The organism is Pseudomonas aylmerensis, assembly GCF_001702265.1.
Lineage (GTDB): Bacteria > Pseudomonadota > Gammaproteobacteria > Pseudomonadales > Pseudomonadaceae > Aquipseudomonas > Aquipseudomonas aylmerensis.
In genome coordinates this window covers 64009-85145 of the sequence record NZ_MAUE01000047.1, presented here as the reverse complement: position 1 = coordinate 85145, position 21137 = coordinate 64009, and the positions used below count along the sequence as shown (strand labels likewise).

The 21137-nt window shown below is 61.7% G+C and carries 23 protein-coding genes; 11 read left to right on the top strand and 12 right to left on the bottom strand.

Going from position 1 to position 21137, the window contains the following annotated elements; all coding sequences use genetic code 11:
- From BBG20_RS30250 to BBG20_RS30220, 8 genes are all read left to right on the top strand, one after another.
- On the top strand, positions 1-2354 hold a 2354-nt coding region (locus BBG20_RS30250), incomplete at its 5' end, for an RHS repeat-associated core domain-containing protein (protein WP_177343969.1).
- Positions 2354-2992: a hypothetical protein gene (locus BBG20_RS33370; RefSeq protein WP_065909991.1), complete on the top strand. Its 639-nt coding sequence runs from the start codon at positions 2354-2356 to the stop codon at positions 2990-2992. The genes BBG20_RS30250 and BBG20_RS33370, both read left to right, overlap by 1 nt.
- The gene (locus BBG20_RS32845; protein WP_141697329.1) at positions 2993-3268 is read left to right on the top strand and encodes a hypothetical protein; all 276 of its coding nucleotides are present in this window, start codon (positions 2993-2995) and stop codon (positions 3266-3268) included.
- 581 nt (positions 3269-3849) lie between these two features.
- Positions 3850-4989 (top strand): Fic family protein, encoded by a 1140-nt coding sequence (locus tag BBG20_RS30240; protein ID WP_065909989.1) that lies wholly within the window; start codon positions 3850-3852, stop codon positions 4987-4989.
- 74 nt (positions 4990-5063) lie between these two features.
- Positions 5064-5306 carry an exodeoxyribonuclease VII small subunit gene (locus BBG20_RS30235; RefSeq protein ID WP_003176346.1) on the top strand — a complete coding sequence of 81 codons (243 nt, stop codon included), beginning with the start codon at positions 5064-5066 and terminating at the stop codon, positions 5304-5306.
- On the top strand, positions 5303-6190 hold the full coding sequence (gene ispA, locus BBG20_RS30230; RefSeq protein WP_065909986.1) for a (2E,6E)-farnesyl diphosphate synthase: 888 nt from the start codon (positions 5303-5305) through the stop codon (positions 6188-6190). Before BBG20_RS30235 ends, ispA begins: the two co-directional genes overlap by 4 nt.
- A gap of 110 nt (positions 6191-6300) precedes the next feature.
- Positions 6301-8199 carry a 1-deoxy-D-xylulose-5-phosphate synthase gene (gene dxs, locus BBG20_RS30225; protein ID WP_065909985.1) on the top strand — a complete coding sequence of 633 codons (1899 nt, stop codon included), beginning with the start codon at positions 6301-6303 and terminating at the stop codon, positions 8197-8199.
- Positions 8200-8335: 136 nt separating this feature from the next.
- The gene (locus BBG20_RS30220; RefSeq protein ID WP_065909984.1) at positions 8336-10237 is read left to right on the top strand and encodes a TonB-dependent receptor domain-containing protein; all 1902 of its coding nucleotides are present in this window, start codon (positions 8336-8338) and stop codon (positions 10235-10237) included.
- Between the two features lie 25 nt (positions 10238-10262).
- Here BBG20_RS30220 and BBG20_RS30215 read toward each other — a convergent pair whose 3' ends face one another.
- The 11 genes from BBG20_RS30215 to nrdR all read right to left on the bottom strand — a co-directional run bounded on the left by BBG20_RS30215 (position 10263) and on the right by nrdR (position 18465).
- Positions 10263-11051: a cobalamin-binding protein gene (locus tag BBG20_RS30215; RefSeq protein ID WP_065909982.1), complete on the bottom strand. Its 789-nt coding sequence runs from the start codon at positions 11049-11051 to the stop codon at positions 10263-10265.
- Positions 11048-11467, bottom strand: a complete 420-nt coding sequence (locus BBG20_RS30210) for an MFS transporter (RefSeq protein WP_065909981.1) — start codon at positions 11465-11467, stop codon at positions 11048-11050. The genes BBG20_RS30215 and BBG20_RS30210 overlap by 4 nt, the downstream gene beginning before the upstream one ends.
- Positions 11464-12081, bottom strand: a complete 618-nt coding sequence (gene ribA, locus BBG20_RS30205; RefSeq protein WP_065909979.1) for a GTP cyclohydrolase II — start codon at positions 12079-12081, stop codon at positions 11464-11466. Before ribA ends, BBG20_RS30210 begins: the two co-directional genes overlap by 4 nt.
- 129 nt (positions 12082-12210) lie before the next feature.
- The gene (locus BBG20_RS30200) at positions 12211-12939 is read right to left on the bottom strand and encodes a substrate-binding periplasmic protein (RefSeq protein WP_065909977.1); all 729 of its coding nucleotides are present in this window, start codon (positions 12937-12939) and stop codon (positions 12211-12213) included.
- Between the two features lie 66 nt (positions 12940-13005).
- On the bottom strand, positions 13006-13971 hold the full coding sequence (gene thiL, locus BBG20_RS30195; RefSeq protein WP_065909975.1) for a thiamine-phosphate kinase: 966 nt from the start codon (positions 13969-13971) through the stop codon (positions 13006-13008).
- Positions 13972-13988: 17 nt separating this feature from the next.
- Positions 13989-14489 (bottom strand): transcription antitermination factor NusB, encoded by a 501-nt coding sequence (gene nusB, locus BBG20_RS30190; RefSeq protein ID WP_044269051.1) that lies wholly within the window; start codon positions 14487-14489, stop codon positions 13989-13991.
- Complete coding sequence (ribH, locus tag BBG20_RS30185; protein WP_003176356.1) at positions 14486-14962, bottom strand: 6,7-dimethyl-8-ribityllumazine synthase; 477 nt, start codon at positions 14960-14962, stop codon at positions 14486-14488. The genes nusB and ribH overlap by 4 nt, the downstream gene beginning before the upstream one ends.
- An 88-nt stretch (positions 14963-15050) precedes the next feature.
- On the bottom strand, positions 15051-16142 hold the full coding sequence (gene ribBA / locus BBG20_RS30180) for a bifunctional 3,4-dihydroxy-2-butanone-4-phosphate synthase/GTP cyclohydrolase II (RefSeq protein WP_065909973.1): 1092 nt from the start codon (positions 16140-16142) through the stop codon (positions 15051-15053).
- A 15-nt stretch (positions 16143-16157) separates the two neighbouring features.
- Entirely contained in the window at positions 16158-16820 is a 663-nt protein-coding gene (locus BBG20_RS30175; protein ID WP_065909971.1) for a riboflavin synthase, read from the bottom strand.
- Positions 16821-16867: 47 nt separating this feature from the next.
- Complete coding sequence (gene ribD / locus BBG20_RS30170; protein WP_065909969.1) at positions 16868-18004, bottom strand: bifunctional diaminohydroxyphosphoribosylaminopyrimidine deaminase/5-amino-6-(5-phosphoribosylamino)uracil reductase RibD; 1137 nt, start codon at positions 18002-18004, stop codon at positions 16868-16870.
- The gene (gene nrdR, locus BBG20_RS30165; RefSeq protein ID WP_016978538.1) at positions 18001-18465 is read right to left on the bottom strand and encodes a transcriptional regulator NrdR; all 465 of its coding nucleotides are present in this window, start codon (positions 18463-18465) and stop codon (positions 18001-18003) included. The genes ribD and nrdR overlap by 4 nt, the downstream gene beginning before the upstream one ends.
- Positions 18466-18604: 139 nt before the next feature.
- On the opposite strand from nrdR, the gene BBG20_RS30160 reads away from it, so the two are divergent.
- The 3 genes from BBG20_RS30160 to trxA all read left to right on the top strand — a co-directional run bounded on the left by BBG20_RS30160 (position 18605) and on the right by trxA (position 20702).
- Complete coding sequence (locus BBG20_RS30160; RefSeq protein WP_065909967.1) at positions 18605-19060, top strand: YbaY family lipoprotein; 456 nt, start codon at positions 18605-18607, stop codon at positions 19058-19060.
- Positions 19057-19713 carry a class I SAM-dependent methyltransferase gene (locus BBG20_RS30155; protein ID WP_065909966.1) on the top strand — a complete coding sequence of 219 codons (657 nt, stop codon included), beginning with the start codon at positions 19057-19059 and terminating at the stop codon, positions 19711-19713. Before BBG20_RS30160 ends, BBG20_RS30155 begins: the two co-directional genes overlap by 4 nt.
- A 116-nt stretch (positions 19714-19829) precedes the next feature.
- On the top strand, positions 19830-20702 hold the full coding sequence (gene trxA, locus BBG20_RS30150; RefSeq protein ID WP_065909965.1) for a thioredoxin: 873 nt from the start codon (positions 19830-19832) through the stop codon (positions 20700-20702).
- Here trxA and BBG20_RS30145 read toward each other — a convergent pair.
- Positions 20699-21046, bottom strand: coding sequence for a hypothetical protein (locus tag BBG20_RS30145; protein ID WP_065909963.1), 348 nt, complete (start codon positions 21044-21046; stop codon positions 20699-20701). The two genes, trxA and BBG20_RS30145, sit on opposite strands and share 4 nt — an antisense overlap.
- Positions 21047-21137: the final 91 nt, after the last annotated feature.

The following is a 21137-nucleotide window of genomic DNA, read 5'->3' as shown; positions in this document are numbered from 1 at the left end:
GTAATGATCAGGGCGATATCGTTCGTAAGACTGATCCCGACGGCAACGTAACGGACTACAGCTACGACAAGCAGGGACAACTGACCGGGGTCTGGTTTCCCGACAACAGCTGCCATCGACTGGTGTGGAATGAGCGTGGTCATCTGCTGGAAGAACAACTGCCAAATGGCGGCGTCAAGCGCTACCGCTATGACGATCTCGGGCGGCAGGTGGCGCGTGAGGATGAGCATGGGGCGCTGACCGAGTATCAGTGGGACAGCGTCGGCCGATTGACTCGTGTCATGTTGCCAGGTGGTGCGGCGCGGGAATACAGCTACAACCCCTACGGAAAGATCACCTCCGAGCGTGATGAGCTGGGGCATGTCACCCGCTACGAATACGCCGATGGCTTGCACCTGATCAGTCGGCGCATCAATGCCGATGGCAGCCAGGTTAAATACCGTTACGACAACGTGCGGCTGTTGCTGACCGAGATCGAAAACGAGGTCGGCGAGACCTACACACTCGACTATCACCTCAATGGCCTGATCCAGCAGGAAGTCGGCTTTGACGGCCAACGGACGGCTTATGCCTACGACCTCAACGGCAACCTGCAGGAAAAAACCGAGCACGGCGACGATGGCAGTCAGCTGGTTACCCGTTATGAGCGAGATCACGCTGGCCGTCTCGTACGAAAAGTACTTCCCGATGCCAGCGTCGTTGATTATGCCTACGACCGCCAAGGCAACCTCCTTAGCGTCGACGATGGCCACTGGGCGCTCGCCTACGAATACGATGCGCAAAACCGCCTCACCGCCGAACACCAGGGCTGGGGCACCTTGCGCTATGGCTACGATGCCTGCGGGCAGCTGCAATACCTGCGTCTGCCCGACAACAATCGCGTGGGGTTCAATCACGCCAAGGGCGGCCACCTATCCACCGTCGAACTCAACGGTGAAGTCCTTACTGCTCACCTATTCAAAGCCGGCCAGGAACACCAACGCCAACAAGGCCAGTTGATCAGCCACTACCACTACGACGACCAGCAGCGCCTGCACGCTCATGCCGTCAGTCAACAGCAGCACACCCTTTACCAACGCCAGTACGACTACGACAAATCCGGCAACCTCACCCGCCTGCTCGACACCCGCAAAGGCGAACACCACTACCACTACGACCCACTAGGCCGCCTCACCCGCGCCGACCATTCCCAAGACCTGCAGGAACGCTTCGGCCACACCCCGGCCGGCACCCTGCTCATGCAAGACCGCCCCGGCCCCGACATCGTTGCCGGCAACCGCCTGATGATCCAGGGCGACCGCCACTACGACTATGACGCCTTCGGCAATCTCATCCGCGAGCGGCGTGGCAAAGGCCATCAACTCGTCACCGAATACCGCTACGACTGCCAGCATCGGCTGATAGGCCTCACCCAACCCAACGGCCAAACCGCCAGCTATCGCTATGACCCGTTTGGGCGACGCATCAGCAAAACCGTTGAAGGCATAACGACGGAGTTTTTCTGGCAAGGCGACAGGCTGATTGCCGAGCACCATGCGGATCGCCATCGCAGCTATCTCTATGAACCGGACAGCTTTCGCCCGCTGGTTTTGTTGGAAGGCTTCGGCCCAAAAGATACCAAGCCCTATCATTACCAACTCGACCACCTTGGCACGCCGCAGGAACTCACCGACCCCGACGGCGCCATCGTCTGGTCCGCGCATTACCGCGCCTACGGCCAGATCAGCCGACTCGACAAAGGCACAATCGACAACCCGCTACGTTTTCAGGGTCAGTACTTTGATCAGGAAAGCGGACTGCACTACAACCGTCATCGCTACTACAATCCGGATGTTGGTCGCTACCTGACGCCGGACCCGGTGAAGTTGGGCGGCGGGATCAATGCGTACTTGTACGCGCCCAACCCTACTGGGTGGGTGGATCCCCTGGGACTGAGCGTCTGCCCAGGTGGGGATGGATGTAAACCATCCTACAACGCTGAGAGCCCAACAAAGCACGCAAAAGCTAACAATGGCGAGCCAACGCTCCCCGCTCCCGCGTCAAAACAAGACACCACCGTCAGAGTACGGCATTACACAAGCAGAGCAGGCTCAAAAGGAATTGAAAAAACAGGAGTGATATTGGCCCAAGATAACAACAGAGTCTATCTCGAACCTGCAAAGAGCAAAGTGCTAAGTCCTAGAGATGCACAGGAAAAATATCAGATCGACAAAAGCAAAGGCCGAGATTACATTGAAACGGACGTACCTGAGTCACAATTAGAACTGGTAAAAAACCCCAGATACAGCACCATGGAACTAACCGTAAAAAGTAACCTGACATTAAACAACCCTACCTTTACGAGGAGAAAGTAATGCTAGAGCAAAATCAAAAAATAGTTCTTACCGGAAAAGAAGCACTTGACGCCCTTAAAGAAATTGAATACATACTTATATCTCTACACAAAATGGGCAGCTTTTATGCTGAAAAACCTGGCGCGCTGGAAGAGTATCGCAAAGCGACCACTGACTTTATCGATGACTGTGCCGTTACCCAACGATTGTCAAAGGTACGCACGATAATTTCTCAACACTTTGACGACTCTCTCGGCGATGACGAACTGGATGATATAGAGAGACATTTTTCCGACTTGAAATTTTGGAAACCCGATCAACCCTTGAATAAAAAAACACCTGAAACAGAAGTACCGGAAGTCTCGAAGGGAACCATTCAACAAGTAACGTGCAAGCGTAACGAATTACTGATGGTTTTTACCAACCAGCAAGATGAACTTCTACTAATCACCTTTCACAATCCCGTAGCATTCAAAGGCATTAGCGCGATTGGAACCGAAACAGATGGCCTTTTTAAAGAAGGAGACCCTACGCTTTTAGAAGACGCAAAATGCATTACCCCTCTGCAAAATACGGAAACTTATTGCTTCAAAGCAACCACGAGCAGAGAGATTATTTTTATAGTAACTTCAGAAGGATACAGCGTTGAAAAGATATGATTGAAAACGCAACAGCCTTTCCAGATCAAAAATTCAAATTTTAGCGACCACCCAACGTATGAAACACTGATCAATACTCCTAATGAGCAAACCGCTACTTACCGTTACGATCTGCTTGGAAGGTTCGCAAAAAAAATTAGCTATTTTGATTACGAGCTAATTACGGAGCTGAAATCCCAGAATATTGCCTTTGATATTCCACCCACAAATGACCACGCTTCCATTGTTAGAGAACCTAATGAAAACATACCTTTTTCAGGAAGCAAGATTGCCTGAAACAAACTGCACAAAAGCATTAAGTTTGCGGACAACCTCCCGAACTTGGCAACCTCACGACTGGCCAGGAAAATAATAAAAATCGCCGACAATAAGATAATTATTGTGGGTGATTCGGTTTGTGACGAAGCGTATTGCATAAATATCCAACAACCAGAAGAAGCACTCAGAGTCTTCTCCAAAATACCACGACATACATATATTCTTCAGAGAAATCCAGATTGGATTGCTTGCATTTCATTTAAGGGAGATATCGACTTCACACTATTAAAACCCTCTACACTACAAAGCCCCATGCATTGAATGGCGCTGCCGTTTCTAAAACACTCTATACGTACAAAATATCAACCTAGTTGGACGAGAAAGCTACTGCTTTATGGTGAGCGATGCCAGGTATGTAATCTTCTATTGGTTGCTGATCGATATATGCTCCAAGAAGCATAAGTCAAAACTTCACATCACAAAAACTACAGAAAACACCGATCACCAGACTAGACCCTGAGCCGAATCCGCAGCACAATCGGCTCACCAAATGAGCTGAATAACCTCTCTATTCGGCTCACGCACCCAGGCATTCCACCATGGCTCATCCGTACTGGATCTGGCAACACGCCGACTGGCCTCACTTCCACTGGCAACCCGCTCGCCTCGCGGCTTTACTGCGCGAATGCGGACAAGCCCAAGGCAAGCTGTTGGGCATGCTCGGCTCCGTCAGCCAGGCAGTCAGCGCACAGAATGAACTGGATGCGCTGCTGCAAAATATCCTGACGTCCTCGGCGATTGAGGGTGAGCAGTTGAATGTCGGCTCAGTGCGCTCGTCCCTGGCAAGGCGGATGGGCCTGGAAGCGATGGAAGACGGTCAGGTAAGCCGCCGCAGCGAAGGCCTCGCCGAGTTGATGATGGATGCCACTCAACAATTCACCCAGCCGTTTACCCTCGCCCGCCTACTGAACTGGCATCACTTATTGTTCCCGGCCCCGGAAGCGAGCTATGCCGCTCGAACGCTCAGTATTGGATCCTTGAGGGGAGATGAGCCGATGCAAGTGGTGTCGGGCCGGCTTGATCGGCCGACCGTGCATTTCGAGGCCCCGCCACGTCTGGGACTGGAGCAGGCACTGGCGGATTTCCTGGAGTGGTTCGAAACCAGCCGCGATCAGCCGGAACTGGACCCATTGGTACGCGCCGCCGTCGCGCACTTCTGGTTTGTCACACTGCACCCCTTCGATGACGGCAATGGTCGCCTGACACGCGCTATCACCGATTTGGCACTGGCCCAGGGTGAACACCAGGCCATCCGTTTCTATGCCATGTCAGCCAGCATCCTCGAAGACCGCACCGGCTACTACAACGCGCTGGAATGCAGCCAGAAGTCCTCCCTGGATATCACTGCCTGGCTGGAGTGGTTCCTTAAAACCCTGTTACGCAGCGTGCAGCAGGCCATGGCGCGGATTGACCGGGTGCTGGAAAAAAGTCGTTTCTGGCAGCAACACCGCGACCGTCCTTTGTCGGCTGAACAGATCAAGGTCCTCAATCGCCTGCTCGACAGTGGTGAGAAGGGCTTCGAGCACGGCATCAGCGCGGCGCAGTACCAGGCGGTGGCAAAGGTCTCCAAGGCGACAGCGACGCGACACCTGGCGGACCTGCTGGAAAAAAACTGCCTGGTCCGCCTCCCCGGAGGCGGCCGCAGCACGCGTTATCAGGTCAATACAGGGGGCGAGTGACACCCCACTCATTTGCCCAGAATCCCCATGTCTGCTAGTGTCGCGCCGGTTTACCGTCTACCGGAATAGCCGCCATGGCCCGCAAAAAAGTTGCACTCGATTTCGAACAATCCCTCGCCGACCTGCAAACCCTGGTCGAGCGTCTGGAGAACGGCGAGCTGTCGCTGGAAGACTCGCTGACGGCGTTTGAGCAAGGTATCGGCCTGACCCGCGACTGCCAGAGCGCCTTGGCGCAGGCGGAGCAGAAGGTGCAGGTGCTGCTGGAACGTGACGGGGAGTTGGCCGAAGAACCTTTCGATGCGGAACAGCCGGAATGATCGACGCGTATCAGGCCAGTAGCCAAGCCCGGGTAAATGCGGCGCTGGAGCCCTTGTTTGTTGCGCCAAGCCCGGAAATGACGCGCCTGTATGAAGCCATGCGCTACAGCGTGATGAATGGCGGCAAGCGTGTGCGCCCGCTGCTGGCCTACGCGGCCTGCGAAGCCCTGGGGGCGCCTGCCGAAGAGGCGAATGGCGCGGCCTGTGCGGTGGAGCTGATTCACGCCTATTCCCTGGTGCATGACGATTTGCCGGCGATGGACGACGACGATCTGCGTCGCGGCCAGCCGACCACCCACAAAGCGTTCGATGAAGCCTATGCGATCCTGGCCGGCGATGGCCTGCAGAGCCTGGCGTTCAGCGCGTTGCTGGACCCGGCGCTGAGCAGCGTCAACGCCGAGATCCGGTTGCGCATGGTCACCGCCCTGGCCCACGCCGCAGGCCCGGCAGGCATGGTAGGCGGGCAGGCGATCGACATGGGCTCGGTCAGCCTCAAGCTGGACCAGCAAGCCCTCGAGCACATGCATCGCCACAAGACCGGCGCACTGATCGAAGCCGCCGTGCACCTCGGCGCCCTGGCCAGCGGGCGTGCCGAAGCCGCGCAATTGGCGGCCCTGACCACCTATTCCCGGGCCATCGGCCTGGCGTTCCAGGTGCAGGACGATATTCTCGACGTAGAAAGTGACACCGCCACCCTGGGCAAGCGCCAAGGTGCGGATATCGCACGGGACAAACCGACTTATCCTGCGTTGCTCGGCCTTGAAGCCGCCAAGGCCTATGCCCTGGAACTGCGTGACCAGGCCCTGGACGCCCTGCGACCTTTCGACGCGGCGGCCGAGCCCCTGCGCGGCCTGGCGCGGTATATCGTCGAACGCCGCCACTGATAACGGCGGCTATTGCAGCCGCATATCAGCCAAGTTCGGCGCTCTGCGTGGGCAGTTTGCGATGCTTGAGGTAAACTGCCGCCTCTTCTATACCTATAACGATTCGCCTGATGCCCACGACGTTCCAAGAGATTCCCCGCAAGCGCCCGTCCACGCCCCTGCTCGACCGTGCTGCCACGCCGGCCGGCCTGCGTCGACTGGGTGAAGCCGAGCTGGAAACCCTGGCCGATGAACTGCGCCTGGAATTGCTCTACACGGTCGGCCAGACCGGTGGGCATTTCGGTGCCGGCCTGGGCGTCATCGAGCTGACCATCGCGTTGCACTACGTGTTCGACACCCCGGACGACCGGCTGGTGTGGGACGTGGGCCACCAGGCGTATCCGCATAAAATCCTTACCGGCCGTCGCGAGCGCATGGGCACCCTGCGCCAGAAGGACGGGATCGCGGCCTTCCCGCGTCGCTCCGAGAGCGAGTACGACACCTTTGGCGTCGGCCACTCCAGCACCTCGATCAGTGCAGCGCTGGGCATGGCCATTGCCGCCCGCCTGCAAGGCAGCGACCGCAAGGCGATTGCCGTGATCGGCGACGGCGCGTTGACCGCCGGCATGGCCTTCGAGGCGCTGAACCACGCGCCGGAAGTGGACGCCAACATGCTGGTGATCCTCAACGACAACGACATGTCGATCTCGCGCAATGTCGGCGGCCTGTCCAACTACCTGGCCAAGATCCTCTCCAGCCGTACTTACGCCAGCATGCGCGAAGGCAGCAAGAAAGTGCTCTCGCGTCTGCCCGGCGCGTGGGAAATTGCCCGCCGTACCGAAGAATATGCCAAGGGCATGCTGGTCCCCGGCACCCTGTTCGAAGAGCTGGGCTGGAACTACATCGGCCCGATCGACGGCCATGACCTGCCGACCCTGATCGCCACGCTGCGCAACATGCGTGACCTCAAGGGCCCGCAGTTCCTGCACATCGTCACCAAGAAGGGCAAGGGTTTCGCCCCGGCGGAAGTCGACCCGATTGGTTACCACGCGATCACCAAGCTCGAACCCGTCGATGCACCCGCTGCCGCGCCGAAAAAAGCCAGCGGGCCGAAGTATTCCGGTGTGTTCGGCGAATGGCTGTGCGACATGGCCGCCGCCGACCCGCGCCTGGTGGGCATTACCCCGGCAATGAAGGAAGGCTCCGACCTGGTTGCCTTCAGCGACCGTTTCCCGCTGCGCTACTTCGACGTGGCGATTGCCGAGCAGCACGCGGTGACCTTCGCCGCCGGCATGGCCTGTGAAGGCGCCAAGCCAGTGGTCGCGATCTACTCCACCTTCCTGCAACGCGGCTATGATCAACTGGTCCACGATGTGGCGGTGCAGAACCTCGACGTGCTGTTCGCCATCGACCGCGCCGGTTTGGTCGGCGAAGACGGCCCGACGCACGCCGGCAGCTTCGATCTGTCCTACCTGCGCTGCATCCCCGGCATGCTGGTGATGACACCGAGCGACGAAAACGAATTGCGCAAGATGCTCAGCACCGGCCACCTGTACAACGGCCCGGCTGCCGTGCGCTACCCACGTGGCAACGGCCCGAATGCGGTGATCGAGAAAGACCTCGAGCCTATCGAGATCGGCAAGGGCATCGTGCGTCGCCAAGGCAGCAAGACTGCGTTCCTGGTGTTCGGCGTGCAGCTGGCCGAAGCCTTGAAAGTCGCCGATAAAATCGACGCGACCGTGGTCGACATGCGCTTCGTCAAACCCCTGGATGAAGCCCTCGTGCGCGAAATCGCCGGCAGCCATGAGTTGCTGGTGACTGTCGAAGAAAACGCCATCATGGGTGGCGCTGGTGCGGCGGTCAGCGAGTTCCTGGCGCGCGAGAACATCCTCAAGTCGGTGTTGCACCTGGGCTTGCCGGATGTGTACGTCGAACATGCCAAGCCGGCGCAGATGCTCGCTGAGTGCGGGTTGGATGAGGCCGGCATCGAAGCATCGGTGCGCGAGCGCCTGGCACTGCTCGGCCTGTAACCCCGAATCACCTGTAGGCGCTGGCTTGCCTGCGATAGCATCACCTCGGCCTCACTGAAAAACCGAGGTGCCTGCATCGCAGGCAAACCAGCGCCTGCATTGGTTTCGTGCCGTGTTCAAATGCAATGGACAGCCCATGAGTCGCCTTCGCTTCGCCCTGCCCTTACTTCTCCTGCCCGCCAACGACCTGCTCGCCGATACCTTCGAGCGCGACGACGCCCTGAAACTCCCCGACGTCGTCATCAGCGCCAACCGCCAGGTCCAGGCGCGCAACGACAGCAGCGCTGCCAACACCGTATTCACCCGCGACGACATCGACCGCCTGCAGCCCACCAGCCTCACCGACCTGCTCAGCCGCGTGCCCGGCGTGCAAGTCGCGCCCACCGGTGGCCGTGGCAGCTTGCCGGGCATTTACATTCGCGGCACCAAATCCGCACAAAGCCTGGTGCTGGTGGACGGCCAGCGCATCGCCAACACCACCTCCGGCGACAGCGGCCTGCAGTACTTGAATGTCGACCAGATCGAGCGGGTGGAAGTGCTGCGCGGCTCGCGCTCGGTGATCTACGGCAGCGACGCGATTGGCGGGGTGATCCAGGTGTTTACCCGGCGCAACGCCGAGCAAGGCCTGCAACCGCGCATGAAGCTCGGGTTTGGCAGCAACGGGACGTGGGAGCGCAGCCTCGGCGTATCCGGCGGCGACGAACACACGCGCTTCAACCTGGGTGCGAGCCTGGATGAAACCGCGGGCATCAATTCGACCCACCAATCGTTTCCCAGCGATGGCGATCATGATGCCTACCGCAATCAGTCCCTCAGCCTGAACCTCAGCCACGCGTTCAGCGACACGCTGGAGGCGGGTTTCAACCTGTTGGATAACCGCGGTAAATCGGAGTACGACAACAGCTTCGGCCGCTACGACGTCGCGACTGGCCAGACCGTTGGGCAAAAGCCCTACACCGATTACACCGTCAGCAGCGCCAGCGGCTATGTCGACGCCACGCTCAATCAGCACTGGCAATCTCGCCTGGAGTTGGGCCACAGCGAAAATCGCGATACCAAGCGCGATACCCTCAGCGATGACTCCAGTGTGTTCAACACCTATCGCGACTCGGTCAATTGGCAGAACGACCTGACGATCAATGAGCAAAACAGCCTGATCCTCGGCGGCGACTGGTACGAAGACCGCTTCCACGGCTCCACCACCTTTACCGAAAACAGCCGCTGGAACCGTGCCGCCTTTGTGCAGCATCGCTTTCGCGGGGAGTGGTTTTCCACCGAGCTGGGCCTGCGCCGCGACCAGAACCAGCAGTTCGGCAGCCAGAACAGCTGGAGCGGCACCCTGACCGTGCCGGTCAACCCCGACAATGACCTGCTGCTGAGCTACAGCGAAGGCTTCCGTGCGCCGACCTTCAACGACCTGTATTACCCGCAGACGCAATACAGCAACCCCGACCTGCAACCCGAAACCTCCAAGAGCTACGAGCTGCAATGGCGCAGCCAATTGACTGACAGCACACGCCTGGAAGCCTCGCTGTACCGCACCGACTTGAGCGATGCGATCATCCTCGATCGCACCGGCAAGCCGCAGAACGTGGCGTCGGCGCGCATCAACGGGTTTGAAGCGGCGCTCAAGCAGGACCTGTTCGGCTGGCAAGGCAACCTTGGCCTCGCCGTCATCGACCCGCGCGACCGCGACAGCGGCCACACCCTGGCCCGCCGGGCGCGGCGCACAGTGAGCCTGGACCTGGATCGTCAATTCGATAAGTTGGGCCTGGGTGCCAGCTGGCAGGCGATCAGCAGCAGCTACGACGATGAAGACAATCGCAATCGCCTGGGCGGTTATGCGCTGCTGGGGCTGCGCAGCAGTTGGGCATTGAACCGTGAAGTGTTGCTGTCGGTGAAGGTCGATAACCTGCTGGACAAGACGTACGCCCGCGCGATGTACAGCTACAACGACCCGGCGTTCCTGAACAATCACGATTATCGCGAAGAAGGCCGGGTGTGGATGTTTGGGGTGACCTGGACGCCTGAGATGTGAGGCGTCTGTGCCGGCGATAGCGGTCTCACCGGCTCGGCGCAATCACCTCACACAACCGCCCCACCGCCTCCAGCATCTGCCCACTCGGCCGTTCCAAGCCTTTATCCGGCACCACGCGCACCCGTCCTGCCATCGCCGGCCAGACCTTCCAGGCCTGCAGCTGAGCCGGATCACCCACCAGGATCATCTCGGGATCACGCTGCAACACTGACTCGATGCTGACCTGCGGCGCGGGCAGCTTGAGATCGTCGAACACATTGCGCGCGCCGCACACATTCAACGCATCGCTGATGATCTGCCCGCCGCCCACGGTGTACAGCGGCTGGTCCCACACCTGGTAAAACACCCGCAATGGCGCGGCACGTTGATAACGCTGGCGCAATTCGGCCAGGCGTTGGCGCAACTGCACGGCCAGTTGCCGGCCGGCCTCGGCGCGGCCCAGCTGTTCGGCAATCGTCTGGACCTGGGTAGTGAGTTGTTCGAGGCTGTGCGGTTCGGCGACGAAAACCGGGATGTTCAGGCGCTGCAGCTGCTCGCGCTGGGCCGGGCCGACGCTGCCGGGCCAGAGCAGGATCAGGTCGGGCTTGAGGCTGAGCAGGCGCTCCATGTCCAACTGGCCGTACTTGCCAACCGACGGCACGTTGGCCAGCGCTTCCGGGCGCTCACCGCCATCGAGCACGCCGACCAGCAGGTCGGCAGCGCCCAGTTCAGCCACGATTTCAGACAAGGATGGCGCCAGGCTCACTACGCGCTCGGCCGCCCACGCCGGGGCACTCAGCGCCAGCAGCAGGACCGCCAGCCAGTGACGCTTCATCCCAGTTGACGGGGAATGCGGTAGAGGTAGAACAGCACCAGGGTCGACAGCGCCAGCAGAAACAGCGGCACCGCTTCCAGGCCGACGAACACCGCCAGCGCACCGATCCACGCGGGTATGGCAGCCACCAGCAACGCCGTGCGCCGGCGGGCCGCGAGGGTGATCCAGGCAGCCGGCTCTTCGGCGGTATCGAGGGCTTTGGCGGTAGCGATCAGCGCGTGTTTATAGCCGTGAAAATAGCGCAGGCTGAGGAACATCGAAGCCACGCCGGCAATAAAGAATGGCATCGCCAGCACCGGCAGCAGGGACTCGGCCTGGCCAAACACCAGGTTGATCACGAACAGCGGGAGCAGCGCCAGGGCCAGGTACTGCCACCAGTTGAAGGACAGTCGCCGTTTCACCTGGCCGCGGGTCACGCGCGATCGACCTCGCCCTGATGCTCGTTGCCCATCATGTGGTCGAGCTTGCTGGCCTTGGTCGCGAGGTAGAGTTTGTTATGCGGGTTGTGCCCGGTGTGCAGCGGCACGCGTTCGGCCACAGTGATGCCCATCTCGGTCAAGGCCTTGACCTTGCGCGGGTTGTTGGTCATCAGGCGTAGGGATTTGACGCCCAAGTGCTCGAGCATCGGCAGGCAGATCGCGTAGTCACGCTGGTCCGCGGCGAAGCCCAGGCGCTCATTGGCCTCGACGGTATCGGCGCCGCCATCCTGCAGCTCGTAGGCGCGGATCTTGTTCAGCAAGCCAATGCCACGGCCTTCCTGACGCAGGTACAGCAGCACGCCACGGCCTTCACGGGCGATGGCCTGCAGCGCGGCTTCCAGTTGCGAACCGCAGTCGCAGCGCTGGCTGAACAGCGCGTCACCGGTCAGGCATTCGGAGTGCACGCGCCCCAGAACCGGCGCGCCATCAGCGATATCCCCCAGGCTGAGCACAACGTGCTCGCGACCGGTGGCTTCTTCGAGAAAGCCGTTCATGGTGAACGTGGCAAAAGGGGTAGGCAGCTTGGAAGCAGCGACGAAAACGACGGGCACCGTGTGCTCCTGATTTCAGTTTTTACAGTGGCGGCCATTGTAACAGCAGGTTCCTACAGACGCTTAAGCTGAATTATCGCTGATAAAGATCAATCGGTTCGATTGGCCTTCATCCCGGTTCTATGCAGGTCAGAACGGATACGGCTGTTTCCAGCGCTCGAAAATCGGCTTCAGCTCGGCATTTTTCACCAGGGTCGCCATGCGCTGGTCGAACAGTGCCATTAACCCCCGTCCACGCTCGTTGTCGGCAAACCCGACATACAACGGCAGTTCGGCAATATGCGTCAGCCTGAAGCGCGCCGGGTCGTCGGCCTGCTTGAGGACGTAGGAAACTTCGGTCAGGGCATCGATGTAGAAGTCGGCCCGGCCGTGCAGCAGCATCGGCAGAATGCCATCGCGCCGCTGGATCTGGTCGAAACGGTGCACATTGGGCAAGTACTCCTCGTACTTGTAGCCGCGCACCCAGGCCAGGCGGTAATTGCCGAGGGTGGCCACGGTCGGCGTCGCGGTGCTGGCCAGGCCGAGGGCGTAGATATGATCGGAATCGAAGTTCCAGTGCGGGTACAACACCCCCTGGGCTTCTTCGCGATAGGAACCGACCCAGCCATCCACCTCGCCACGCTGGGTCAGGCCGACCGAACGGGTATAGGGCACGGTGCGGGTCTGCAGCCTGATCCCCGCAGGCTCGAACACCTGACGCAGCACATCCCAGGCCAGGCCGCTGCCGTCGGCGTTGGTGTAGTCGTCCCAGGCCTCACTGGCCAGCAGCACCTTGCCGGGCACCACCGGCACTTCCCGCGCCAGGGTGGGCGCCGCGACAGCACACAGCAGTATCAGCAGCCAGCGGCGCACATCCATGGTGACGACCTCCTGCAAAGCCTTGCATCCGTGATAACGCTATAGAGGGTAGCGCAGCTCGCCGACTCAGGGCGCCTCGCGAAAATGCTGATAGCCGCGAACGGCCGGGGTGATGTCCTGCCCGGCGGCATCCAGCAGCGTCACGCCCTGCCCCGCCTCGACCCGGCCGATCACATGGATCGGCCAGCCGCCGGCCAGCAGCGGCGCCAACTCGACAGGTGGCAGGGTGAACGCCAGGACATAATCGTCGCCCCCGCTCAAGGCCGCCACGCGCGCGGCTTCATCACCGACAAACGCCAGCAGCGGCGCCGACAACGGCAACCGCTCGCGCTCGATCAATAGGCTGACGGCCGATGCCTTGGCGATATGCCCGCAATCGGCAAGCAGCCCGTCGGAGATATCCATCGCGGACGTAGCCTTGCCACGCAACGCCAGCCCCAGGGCCAACTGCGGCTGCGGCGACCAGTAATGGGCCAGCAGCGGATCGGCGATGGCCGCGTCGGCGCTGCGCTGCCCCAGAACCAGCGGCAAGGCACCGGCGGCATTGCCGAGCTCACCGCCCACGCACAGCAGGTCGCCCGGCTGCGCACCGCTGCGGGTCAGCGCCTGCCCGGCGGGTACACGACCAAACACGGTCAGGGTCAGGCTCAACGGCCCGCGTGTGGTGTCGCCGCCCACCAGGCCCACACCGCAGCGCTGCGCCATGGCGTTCAAACCCTGGGCGTAGCGTTGCAGCCAATCGGCATCGACCGTCGGTGTCGTCAGGGCAAGGGTAAACGCGAGGGGGTGGGCGCCCATGGCGGCCAGGTCGCTCACCGCCACGGCCAGCGAGCGCTGGCCGAGCAGGAACGGGTCACAGGGGTCGGCAAAGTGCACGCCGGCCACTAACGTATCGGTGGAGATTGCCAGCTGCTCCCCGGCAGGGAGCGCCAGCAGGGCGCAGTCATCGCCAATCCCCAGGGCAATGCCTTCGCCGCCCTGCGCACACGGCGCGGCGGCGAAGTAGGTGTGGATCAGCTCAAACTCACCCATGGGAACTCAAGCGCGGCTTAGCGCTTGTGTTCCTTCACTTCGGCTTCGCGCAGGCGCGGGGCCAGCTTGTCGAGCACGCCGTTGACGAACTTGTGGCCGTCGGTCGAACCGTAGACTTTCGCCAGTTCGATCCCTTCGTTGATCACCACTCGGTACGGCACATCGACGCGCTTGAGCAGTTCCCAGGTGGACAGGCGCATGACGCACAGTTCAACCGGGTCCAGTTCCTCGATGGTCAGGTCCAGGCAAGGTGCCAGGGCCGTATCGATCTCGGTCAGGTTGGCGTGGACGCCGTGCAGGATGTCGTGGAAGTAGCTCTGGTCGGCGAACGTAAAGTCGTTGTCGACACGAAACTGTGCCTCGATTTCGTTCAGCGAAGCGCCTGCCAGGTGACGCTGGTACAGCGCCTGGGTCGCGAGCTGACGCGCCTTGCGACGCTTCTCGCTCTTGGAGGGCTTGCCGGCATCCGCAGGACGTGGCTCCTGAGGGTTGAACTGATCGCTCTCGTCGGAAATCACTTGGCCTCCAACTGCGACAGCAGGCTGACCATTTCCAGGGCGGACAGGGCAGCTTCAGCGCCTTTGTTACCGGCCTTGGTGCCGGAACGCTCGATGGCTTGCTCGATGGAATCCACGGTCAGCACGCCAAACGCAACCGGCACGCCGAACTCCATGGACACCTGGGCCAGGCCCTTGGTGCATTCGCCAGCCACGTATTCGAAGTGCGGAGTACCGCCACGAATGACCGCGCCCAGGGCGATGATCGCCGCGTATTCACCCTGTTGTGCAACTTTTTGCGCAACCAGTGGAATTTCGAAGGCGCCAGGCGCACGGATGATAGTGATGTCGCTCTCGCTCACACCGTGGCGAACCAGGGCGTCCACGGCACCGCTTACCAGGCTTTCAACCACGAAGCTGTTGAAGCGGCCAACCACCAGGGCATAGCGGCCTTTGGGGGCGATGAAGGTACCTTCGATGGTCTTCAGGGTCATTCGACAAATCTCTTAAAGAGCCGGGACGCGAAAAGTGCGTCCCTCAGTGATGATTTAACCGCGAACAAGGGGCAGGAATCGCCAGCCTTTATTCGGAGGGCACGTATTCTACAACTTCCAGGTCGAAACCGGATATCGCATTAAATTTCATTGGCGCACTCATCAGGCGCATTTTGCGCACACCGAGGTCGCGCAGGATCTGCGAACCGGCGCCGACGATGCTGTAGGTGGTCGGCGTCTTGACCTGGGCATGCTCGGCGGTTTCGCGAATATGCGCGAGCAGGACGTCGCCATCCACCGGGTTGCCGAGCAACAGCACCACACCACTGCCGGCCTCGGAAACCGCAGCCATGGCGGCGCGCAGGCTCCAGCGACCCGGTTGCTTGACCATAAGCAGGTCGCGCAGCGGGTCCATGTTGTGCACCCGCACCAGGGTCGGTTCGTCGGCGCAGATGGTGCCCAGGGTCAGGGCCATGTGCACGTCGCCTGCCACCGAATCACGGTAGGTCACCAGGTTGAATTGGCCCAGTTCGCTGTCCAGCGGCTGCTCGGCAATCCGCTGAACGGTACGTTCGTGGATCATGCGGTAGTGAATCAGGTCGGCAATCGTGCCGATCTTGATGCCGTGTTCAGCGGCGAAGGCTTCGAGTTCGGCGCGACGGGCCATGGTGCCGTCGTCGTTCATCACTTCGCAGATCACCCCGCTCGGCTCGAAACCGGCCATGCGCGCCAGGTCGCAGGCCGCTTCGGTGTGGCCGGCGCGCGCCAGGGTCCCGCCCGGCTGGGCCATCAGCGGGAAGATATGGCCGGGGCTGACAATGTCTTCAGCCTTGGCGTCTTTCGCGGCAGCCGCTTGCACGGTGCGCGCGCGGTCGGCGGCCGAGATACCGGTGGTGACGCCGGTGGTCGCCTCAATCGACACGGTGAACTTGGTGCCGAAGCCCGACCCATTGCGCGGCGCCATCAACGGCAGCTTGAGCAGTTCGCAGCGCTCACGGCTCATGGGCATGCAGATCAGCCCACGGGCGTGCTTGGCCATGAAGTTGATGTGCTCGGGCTTGCAGGCCTCGGCGGCCATGATGATGTCGCCTTCGTTCTCGCGGTCTTCGTCATCCATCAGGATGACCATCTTGCCTTGGCGGATGTCTTCAACCAGTTCTTCGATGCTATTGAGCGCCACGCGGCACCCCCTTGGTCAGGATTTCAGGTAGCCGTTAGCGGCCAGAAAACTTTCAGTGATGTTCCCGGCAGTTGGCTCTGCGGCCTTATCGCCCAACAACAGGCGCTCCAGGTAACGGGCAAGCAAGTCGACTTCCAGGTTCACCCGGCGACCCGGCTGGTAGGACGCCATGATGGTTTCGCTGAGGGTGTGGGGAATAATCGTCAGTTCGAATTCGGCGCCATTCACGGCGTTCACGGTCAGGCTGGTGCCGTCGACGGTGATCGAGCCTTTGTGGGCGATGTACTTGGCCAGCTCTTTCGGCGCGCGGATGCGAAATTCCACGGCACGCGCGTTTTCGCTGCGGGCAACCACTTCGCCGACGCCGTCGACGTGGCCGCTGACCAGATGGCCACCGAGGCGGGTGGTCGGGGTCAGGGCTTTTTCCAGATTGACCGGGCTGCCGGCCTTCAGGTCGTTCATCGCGGTGCAGTCCAGGGTTTCCCGGCTGACATCGGCGGCAAAGCCGTTGCCCGGCAGTTCGATGACGGTCAGGCACACGCCGCTGACGGCGATGCTGTCGCCCAGCTTGACGTCGCCGAGGTCGAGCTTGCCGGTTTCAACCAGCAGGCGCACGTCGCCGCCTTTGGGGGTCATGGCGCGGATGCTGCCGATGGATTCGATAATGCCGGTGAACATGGCCTTCTCCTGGAAAACGGTGCGGGCACTTGAGCGCCCGGTCAGAATTATACGCTCGCGGGTGGAAGCGGGACGGCAGTGACTCGCCAGTCGTCGCCTACCGCGCGCATTTCAGTGATCTTGAGTTGGGGGGCGTCGGCGAGTTTCTCAAGCGGCCAGTCCAGCAAAGGCCGCGCGGCGGAGCCAAGGAACTTGCCGGCGACGAAAATCACATACTCGTCGACCAGCCCCTGCTGGGCAAACGCACCGGCCAGGCTTGGGCCGGCCTCCACCAACACTTCGTTGACGCCACGGGCGGCCAGCGCCAGCAGTGCCGAGCGCAGGTCGACCTGGCCGTCCACGCCCGGCACCACCAGGCACTCGGGCCCGCGCGGAAACTGGTTTTCCGGGGTCACGCAGGTGATCACCAGCGCAGGGCCCGCCTTGAAGAACGGCGCATTGAGCGGCACCCGCAGGCGCCCGTCGATCAACACACGCAGCGGCGGGCGCGACAGGGCGAGTGCCGTAGTGTCCGCATCCAGGCCCAGCTCGGCGGCGCGCACGGTCAGGCGGGCGCCGTCGGCCAGCACTGTGTCGGCGCCGGTCAGCACCACGCTGGCCTCGGCGCGCAGACGCTGCACGGCGGCGCGGGCAGCCGGGCCGGTGATCCATTGGCTTTCGCCGCTGGCCATTGCGGTGCGACCGTCGAGGCTCATCGCCAGCTTGACCCGCACAAAGGGCAGGCCATGCTCCATGCGCTTGAGAAACCCGGGGTTCAGCGCACGCGCCTGTGCCTCGAGCACACCGCTGTGCACCTCGATACCTGCCTGAGCCAGGCGCTGCATGCCCCGCCCGGCCACTTCCGGGTTCGGGTCCTGCATCCCGGCGACCACCCGCGCGACGCCGGCGCTCACCAGTGCGTCGGCACACGGCGGCGTGCGGCCATGGTGGCTGCAAGGTTCGAGGGTCACGTACACGGTGGCGCCACGCGCCTTGTCACCGGCGGCGCGCAGGGCGTTGGGCTCGGCATGCGGTTCGCCGGTGCGTTCATGCCAGCCTTCGCCGACCACCTGCCCATCGCGCACAATCACGCAGCCGACCCGAGGATTGGGATGGGTGGTGTACAGGCCCTTGCGCGCCAATTCGAGGGCGCGGGCCATGTAATGGGCGTCGAGGACGGCCTGTTCAGCAGAAGGTGGGTTCATTCTTTGACCGGCTCACGGGCCAGGCGGTCGATCTCTTCGCGGAACTCATTGAGGTCCTGGAAGCGTCGATACACCGAAGCGAAACGGATATAGGCGACTTCGTCGAGCTTTTGCAGCTCGCCCATCACCAACTCTCCAACCACCAGGCTCTTGACCTCGCGCTCGCCGGTCGCACGCAGCTTGTGCTTGATATGCACCAGCGCCGCTTCCAGCCGCTCGACACTCACCGGGCGTTTTTCCAGGGCGCGCTGCATACCGGCGCGCAGTTTTTCTTCGTCGAAGGGCTGGCGGCTGCCGTCGGACTTGATCAGCCGTGGCAACACCAGTTCGGCGGTTTCAAAGGTGGTGAAACGTTCACCGCAGGCCAGGCATTCGCGCCGGCGACGCACTTGATCGCCCTCGGCGACCAGACGCGAGTCAATGACCTTGGTGTCGTTGGCACCGCAGAAGGGACAGTGCATGGTGGCAGGCAACAAAAAAAGGGAGGGCCATGGTAGCGCATCCCCGTGGCAAGACAAGCCATAGCCTTTACGGTATATAGGCTGACTATTATGTTTCATATTTTTTAAGCCACGGATTTTGTCCTTTCTGGAGCCGTACATGCAGTTACGACCACTTGTTTTGCTTACCCTGTTCAGTTTCCTGGTCGCCTGCAGCAGCGAAGCCCCCAAGCCGGCCGCGCCTCAACCCACGCCCGCGCAAGAGAAAAAAGTCCCAGGCATCGAGGACCTCGGCCCCCTGCCCGCCTACCAGCGTGAAATCAGCGGCAGCCTGACCAACGTGCCCGCCGGCGCCGAAGTCGAGATGGCGCTGCTGGTCATCGATGACCGTTCGCGCCCGCAACAACTGCTGGCCAGCAGTGTGCTGACCGGCAACGGCCAGCCGCTCGCCTTCCGCCTGCGCTACAACCCCGAAGCCTTCCCGGCCGGTGCGCGGGTTGAATTGCGCGGTCGCGCCAGCCAGTCCGGCCAGTTGATCCTGCACCTGCCCGCCGTGCGCATCACCCAGCCGATCACCCAGACCACCGGCCCCCTGCAACTCGTCAAGGCACCATGACGCCACCGCTGGACCTGCAAGCCGCGCTGAGCGAGCTGATCGGCGACGCGCACTTGGTGCCCTGCCGTTTGCCGGGCACCGAGTTGTCGTTGTGGTTGCTTGACGCCGACAACATGGACCGCGCCTTCAGCCCCGAAGAAACCCGGCGCATCCTGCACGAGCCGCCTTACTGGAGCTTTTGCTGGGCCAGCGGCCTGGCTCTGGCACGCTACCTGGCGGCCAACCCGCAATGGGTTGCGGGAAAACGCGTGCTCGACTTCGGCGCCGGCTCCGGTGTGGCCGCGATTGCGGCGCTCAAGGCCGGAGCGCTGGAAGTGGTGGCCTGCGATCTGGATCCGCTGGCGTTGGCGTCCTGCCGGGCGAATGCCGAGCTCAACGGTGTAGAGCTGAGCTACTCGGCGGACTTTTTCGCCGAAGCCGACCGCTTCGACCTGATCCTGGTCGCCGACGTGCTCTACGATCGGGCCAACCTGCCGCTGCTGGACCAGTTCCTGAGCCGAGGCCGCGAAGCGTTGGTGGCGGATTCGCGCGTGCGTGATTTCCAGCATCCGGATTACCAGCGGCTGGAGATCCTGGATGCGCTGACGTTGCCGGATTTGGCGGAGCCTTGGGAGTTTCGCAAGGTGAGCCTGTACCATTCGCGGCGTTCTTGAGGCCATCGCCGGCAAGCCGGCGCCTGCAGGTGAGCGCATTCGCCTGCCGGACACGCTTTCAGCCAATCGCGCCAGCCCTTATAGTTGCCCCATTCCCGCTTTATTCGAGACGCCCCATGAGTGAGCCCACGCCGTACATCTTCGATGTCACCACCGCCAACTTTGATCAGGCAGTGATCCAGAACTCCTTCGAAAAACCCGTGCTGGTGGATTTCTGGGCCGAGTGGTGCGCGCCGTGCAAGGCGCTGATGCCGATGCTCGCGCAGATCGCCGAGAGCTATCAGGGCGAGTTGCTGCTGGCCAAGGTCGATTGCGATGCCGAGCAGGATATCGTCGCGCGGTTTGGCATTCGCAGCCTGCCAACCGTGGTGCTGTTCAAGGATGGCCAGCCGGTCGACGGTTTTGCCGGGGCGCAGCCGGAGTCGGCGGTGCGGGCGATGCTGGAGCCGCATGTGCAGATGCCACCACCGGCCGCGGCAGATCCGCTGGAGCAGGCCCAGGCGCTGTTTGCCGACGGCCGCATCAGCGATGCCGAAGCGGTGCTGGTAGCGCTGCTGGGCGAGGACAATACCAACGCCGCGGCGTTGATCCTGTATGCGCGCTGCCTGGCCGAGCGCGGTGAGCTGGGTGAAGCCCAGACTGTGCTGGACGCGGTCAAGAGCGACGATCACAAGGCCGCCCTCGCCGGCGCCAAGGCGCAAATCACCTTCCTGCGCCAGGCCGCCGACCTGCCGGACGCTGCCGACTTGAAAAGCCGCCTGGCGCAAGACCCGCAGGACGACGAAGCGGCTTATCAACTGGCCATCCAGCAACTGGCGCGCCAGCAGTACGACGCGGCGCTCGAAGGCTTGCTCAAGCTGTTTATCCGCAATCGCAGCTACAGCGAAGGCTTGCCGCACAAGACCTTGCTGCAGGTGTTCGAACTGCTGGGCAATGATCACCCGCTGGTGACCGCGTACCGCCGCAAGCTGTTTGCCGCGCTGTACTAATCGCCGATCCAACTGTACAGCGGCGTATCCCCGCCGCTGCTCACCTTGACCTTGGCACTATGGCGCAGGCGCACCAGCAGGCGCTTGCCCGCCGACGCGTCGCCCGCCAAACCTTCAAGCTGGTCGAGCAACTCCAGGCCGTTCAGCTGGCCGGCGTTGCGCAGCAGGTCCTGGGCGCTCTGCCACTGGTCGTCATTGTGCTTGGCCGGCGCCACCGACGCGGCAGCCGCGCTCTTCACGGGCGCAGCCTGCAACTGCGCGCCGAGTCGCGCCCAATCGCCGTCATCCAGTTCCAGCGTCAAGTCCACCGGCAGGTCGCCGACGGTTCCACGAATTCGCAACATCGTCCTTACTCCTGCACTTTTCTGACGGGCATGCTCCCATGCGGCTTGCGCAACGCCAAGCGGGCGGTCAAACTCTCGGCACTATTGTTAT

What these genes read in the sequence shown, in the direction of transcription:
- BBG20_RS33370 (WP_065909991.1), top strand. Translation starts at nt 2,354, where the DNA reads ATGCTAGAGCAAAATCAAAAAATAGTTCTTACCGGAAAAGAAGCACTT.
- BBG20_RS30240 (WP_065909989.1), top strand. Translation starts at nt 3,850, where the DNA reads ATGGCTCATCCGTACTGGATCTGGCAACACGCCGACTGGCCTCACTTC.
- BBG20_RS30235 (WP_003176346.1), top strand. Translation starts at nt 5,064, where the DNA reads ATGGCCCGCAAAAAAGTTGCACTCGATTTCGAACAATCCCTCGCCGAC.
- ispA (WP_065909986.1), top strand. Translation starts at nt 5,303, where the DNA reads ATGATCGACGCGTATCAGGCCAGTAGCCAAGCCCGGGTAAATGCGGCG.
- dxs (WP_065909985.1), top strand. Translation starts at nt 6,301, where the DNA reads ATGCCCACGACGTTCCAAGAGATTCCCCGCAAGCGCCCGTCCACGCCC.
- BBG20_RS30220 (WP_065909984.1), top strand. Translation starts at nt 8,336, where the DNA reads ATGAGTCGCCTTCGCTTCGCCCTGCCCTTACTTCTCCTGCCCGCCAAC.
- BBG20_RS30215 (WP_065909982.1), bottom strand. Translation starts at nt 11,051, where the DNA reads ATGAAGCGTCACTGGCTGGCGGTCCTGCTGCTGGCGCTGAGTGCCCCG.
- BBG20_RS30200 (WP_065909977.1), bottom strand. Translation starts at nt 12,939, where the DNA reads ATGGATGTGCGCCGCTGGCTGCTGATACTGCTGTGTGCTGTCGCGGCG.
- thiL (WP_065909975.1), bottom strand. Translation starts at nt 13,971, where the DNA reads ATGGGTGAGTTTGAGCTGATCCACACCTACTTCGCCGCCGCGCCGTGT.
- ribH (WP_003176356.1), bottom strand. Translation starts at nt 14,962, where the DNA reads ATGACCCTGAAGACCATCGAAGGTACCTTCATCGCCCCCAAAGGCCGC.
- BBG20_RS30175 (WP_065909971.1), bottom strand. Translation starts at nt 16,820, where the DNA reads ATGTTCACCGGCATTATCGAATCCATCGGCAGCATCCGCGCCATGACC.
- ribD (WP_065909969.1), bottom strand. Translation starts at nt 18,004, where the DNA reads ATGAACCCACCTTCTGCTGAACAGGCCGTCCTCGACGCCCATTACATG.
- nrdR (WP_016978538.1), bottom strand. Translation starts at nt 18,465, where the DNA reads ATGCACTGTCCCTTCTGCGGTGCCAACGACACCAAGGTCATTGACTCG.
- BBG20_RS30160 (WP_065909967.1), top strand. Translation starts at nt 18,605, where the DNA reads ATGCAGTTACGACCACTTGTTTTGCTTACCCTGTTCAGTTTCCTGGTC.
- BBG20_RS30155 (WP_065909966.1), top strand. Translation starts at nt 19,057, where the DNA reads ATGACGCCACCGCTGGACCTGCAAGCCGCGCTGAGCGAGCTGATCGGC.
- trxA (WP_065909965.1), top strand. Translation starts at nt 19,830, where the DNA reads ATGAGTGAGCCCACGCCGTACATCTTCGATGTCACCACCGCCAACTTT.
- BBG20_RS30145 (WP_065909963.1), bottom strand. Translation starts at nt 21,046, where the DNA reads ATGTTGCGAATTCGTGGAACCGTCGGCGACCTGCCGGTGGACTTGACG.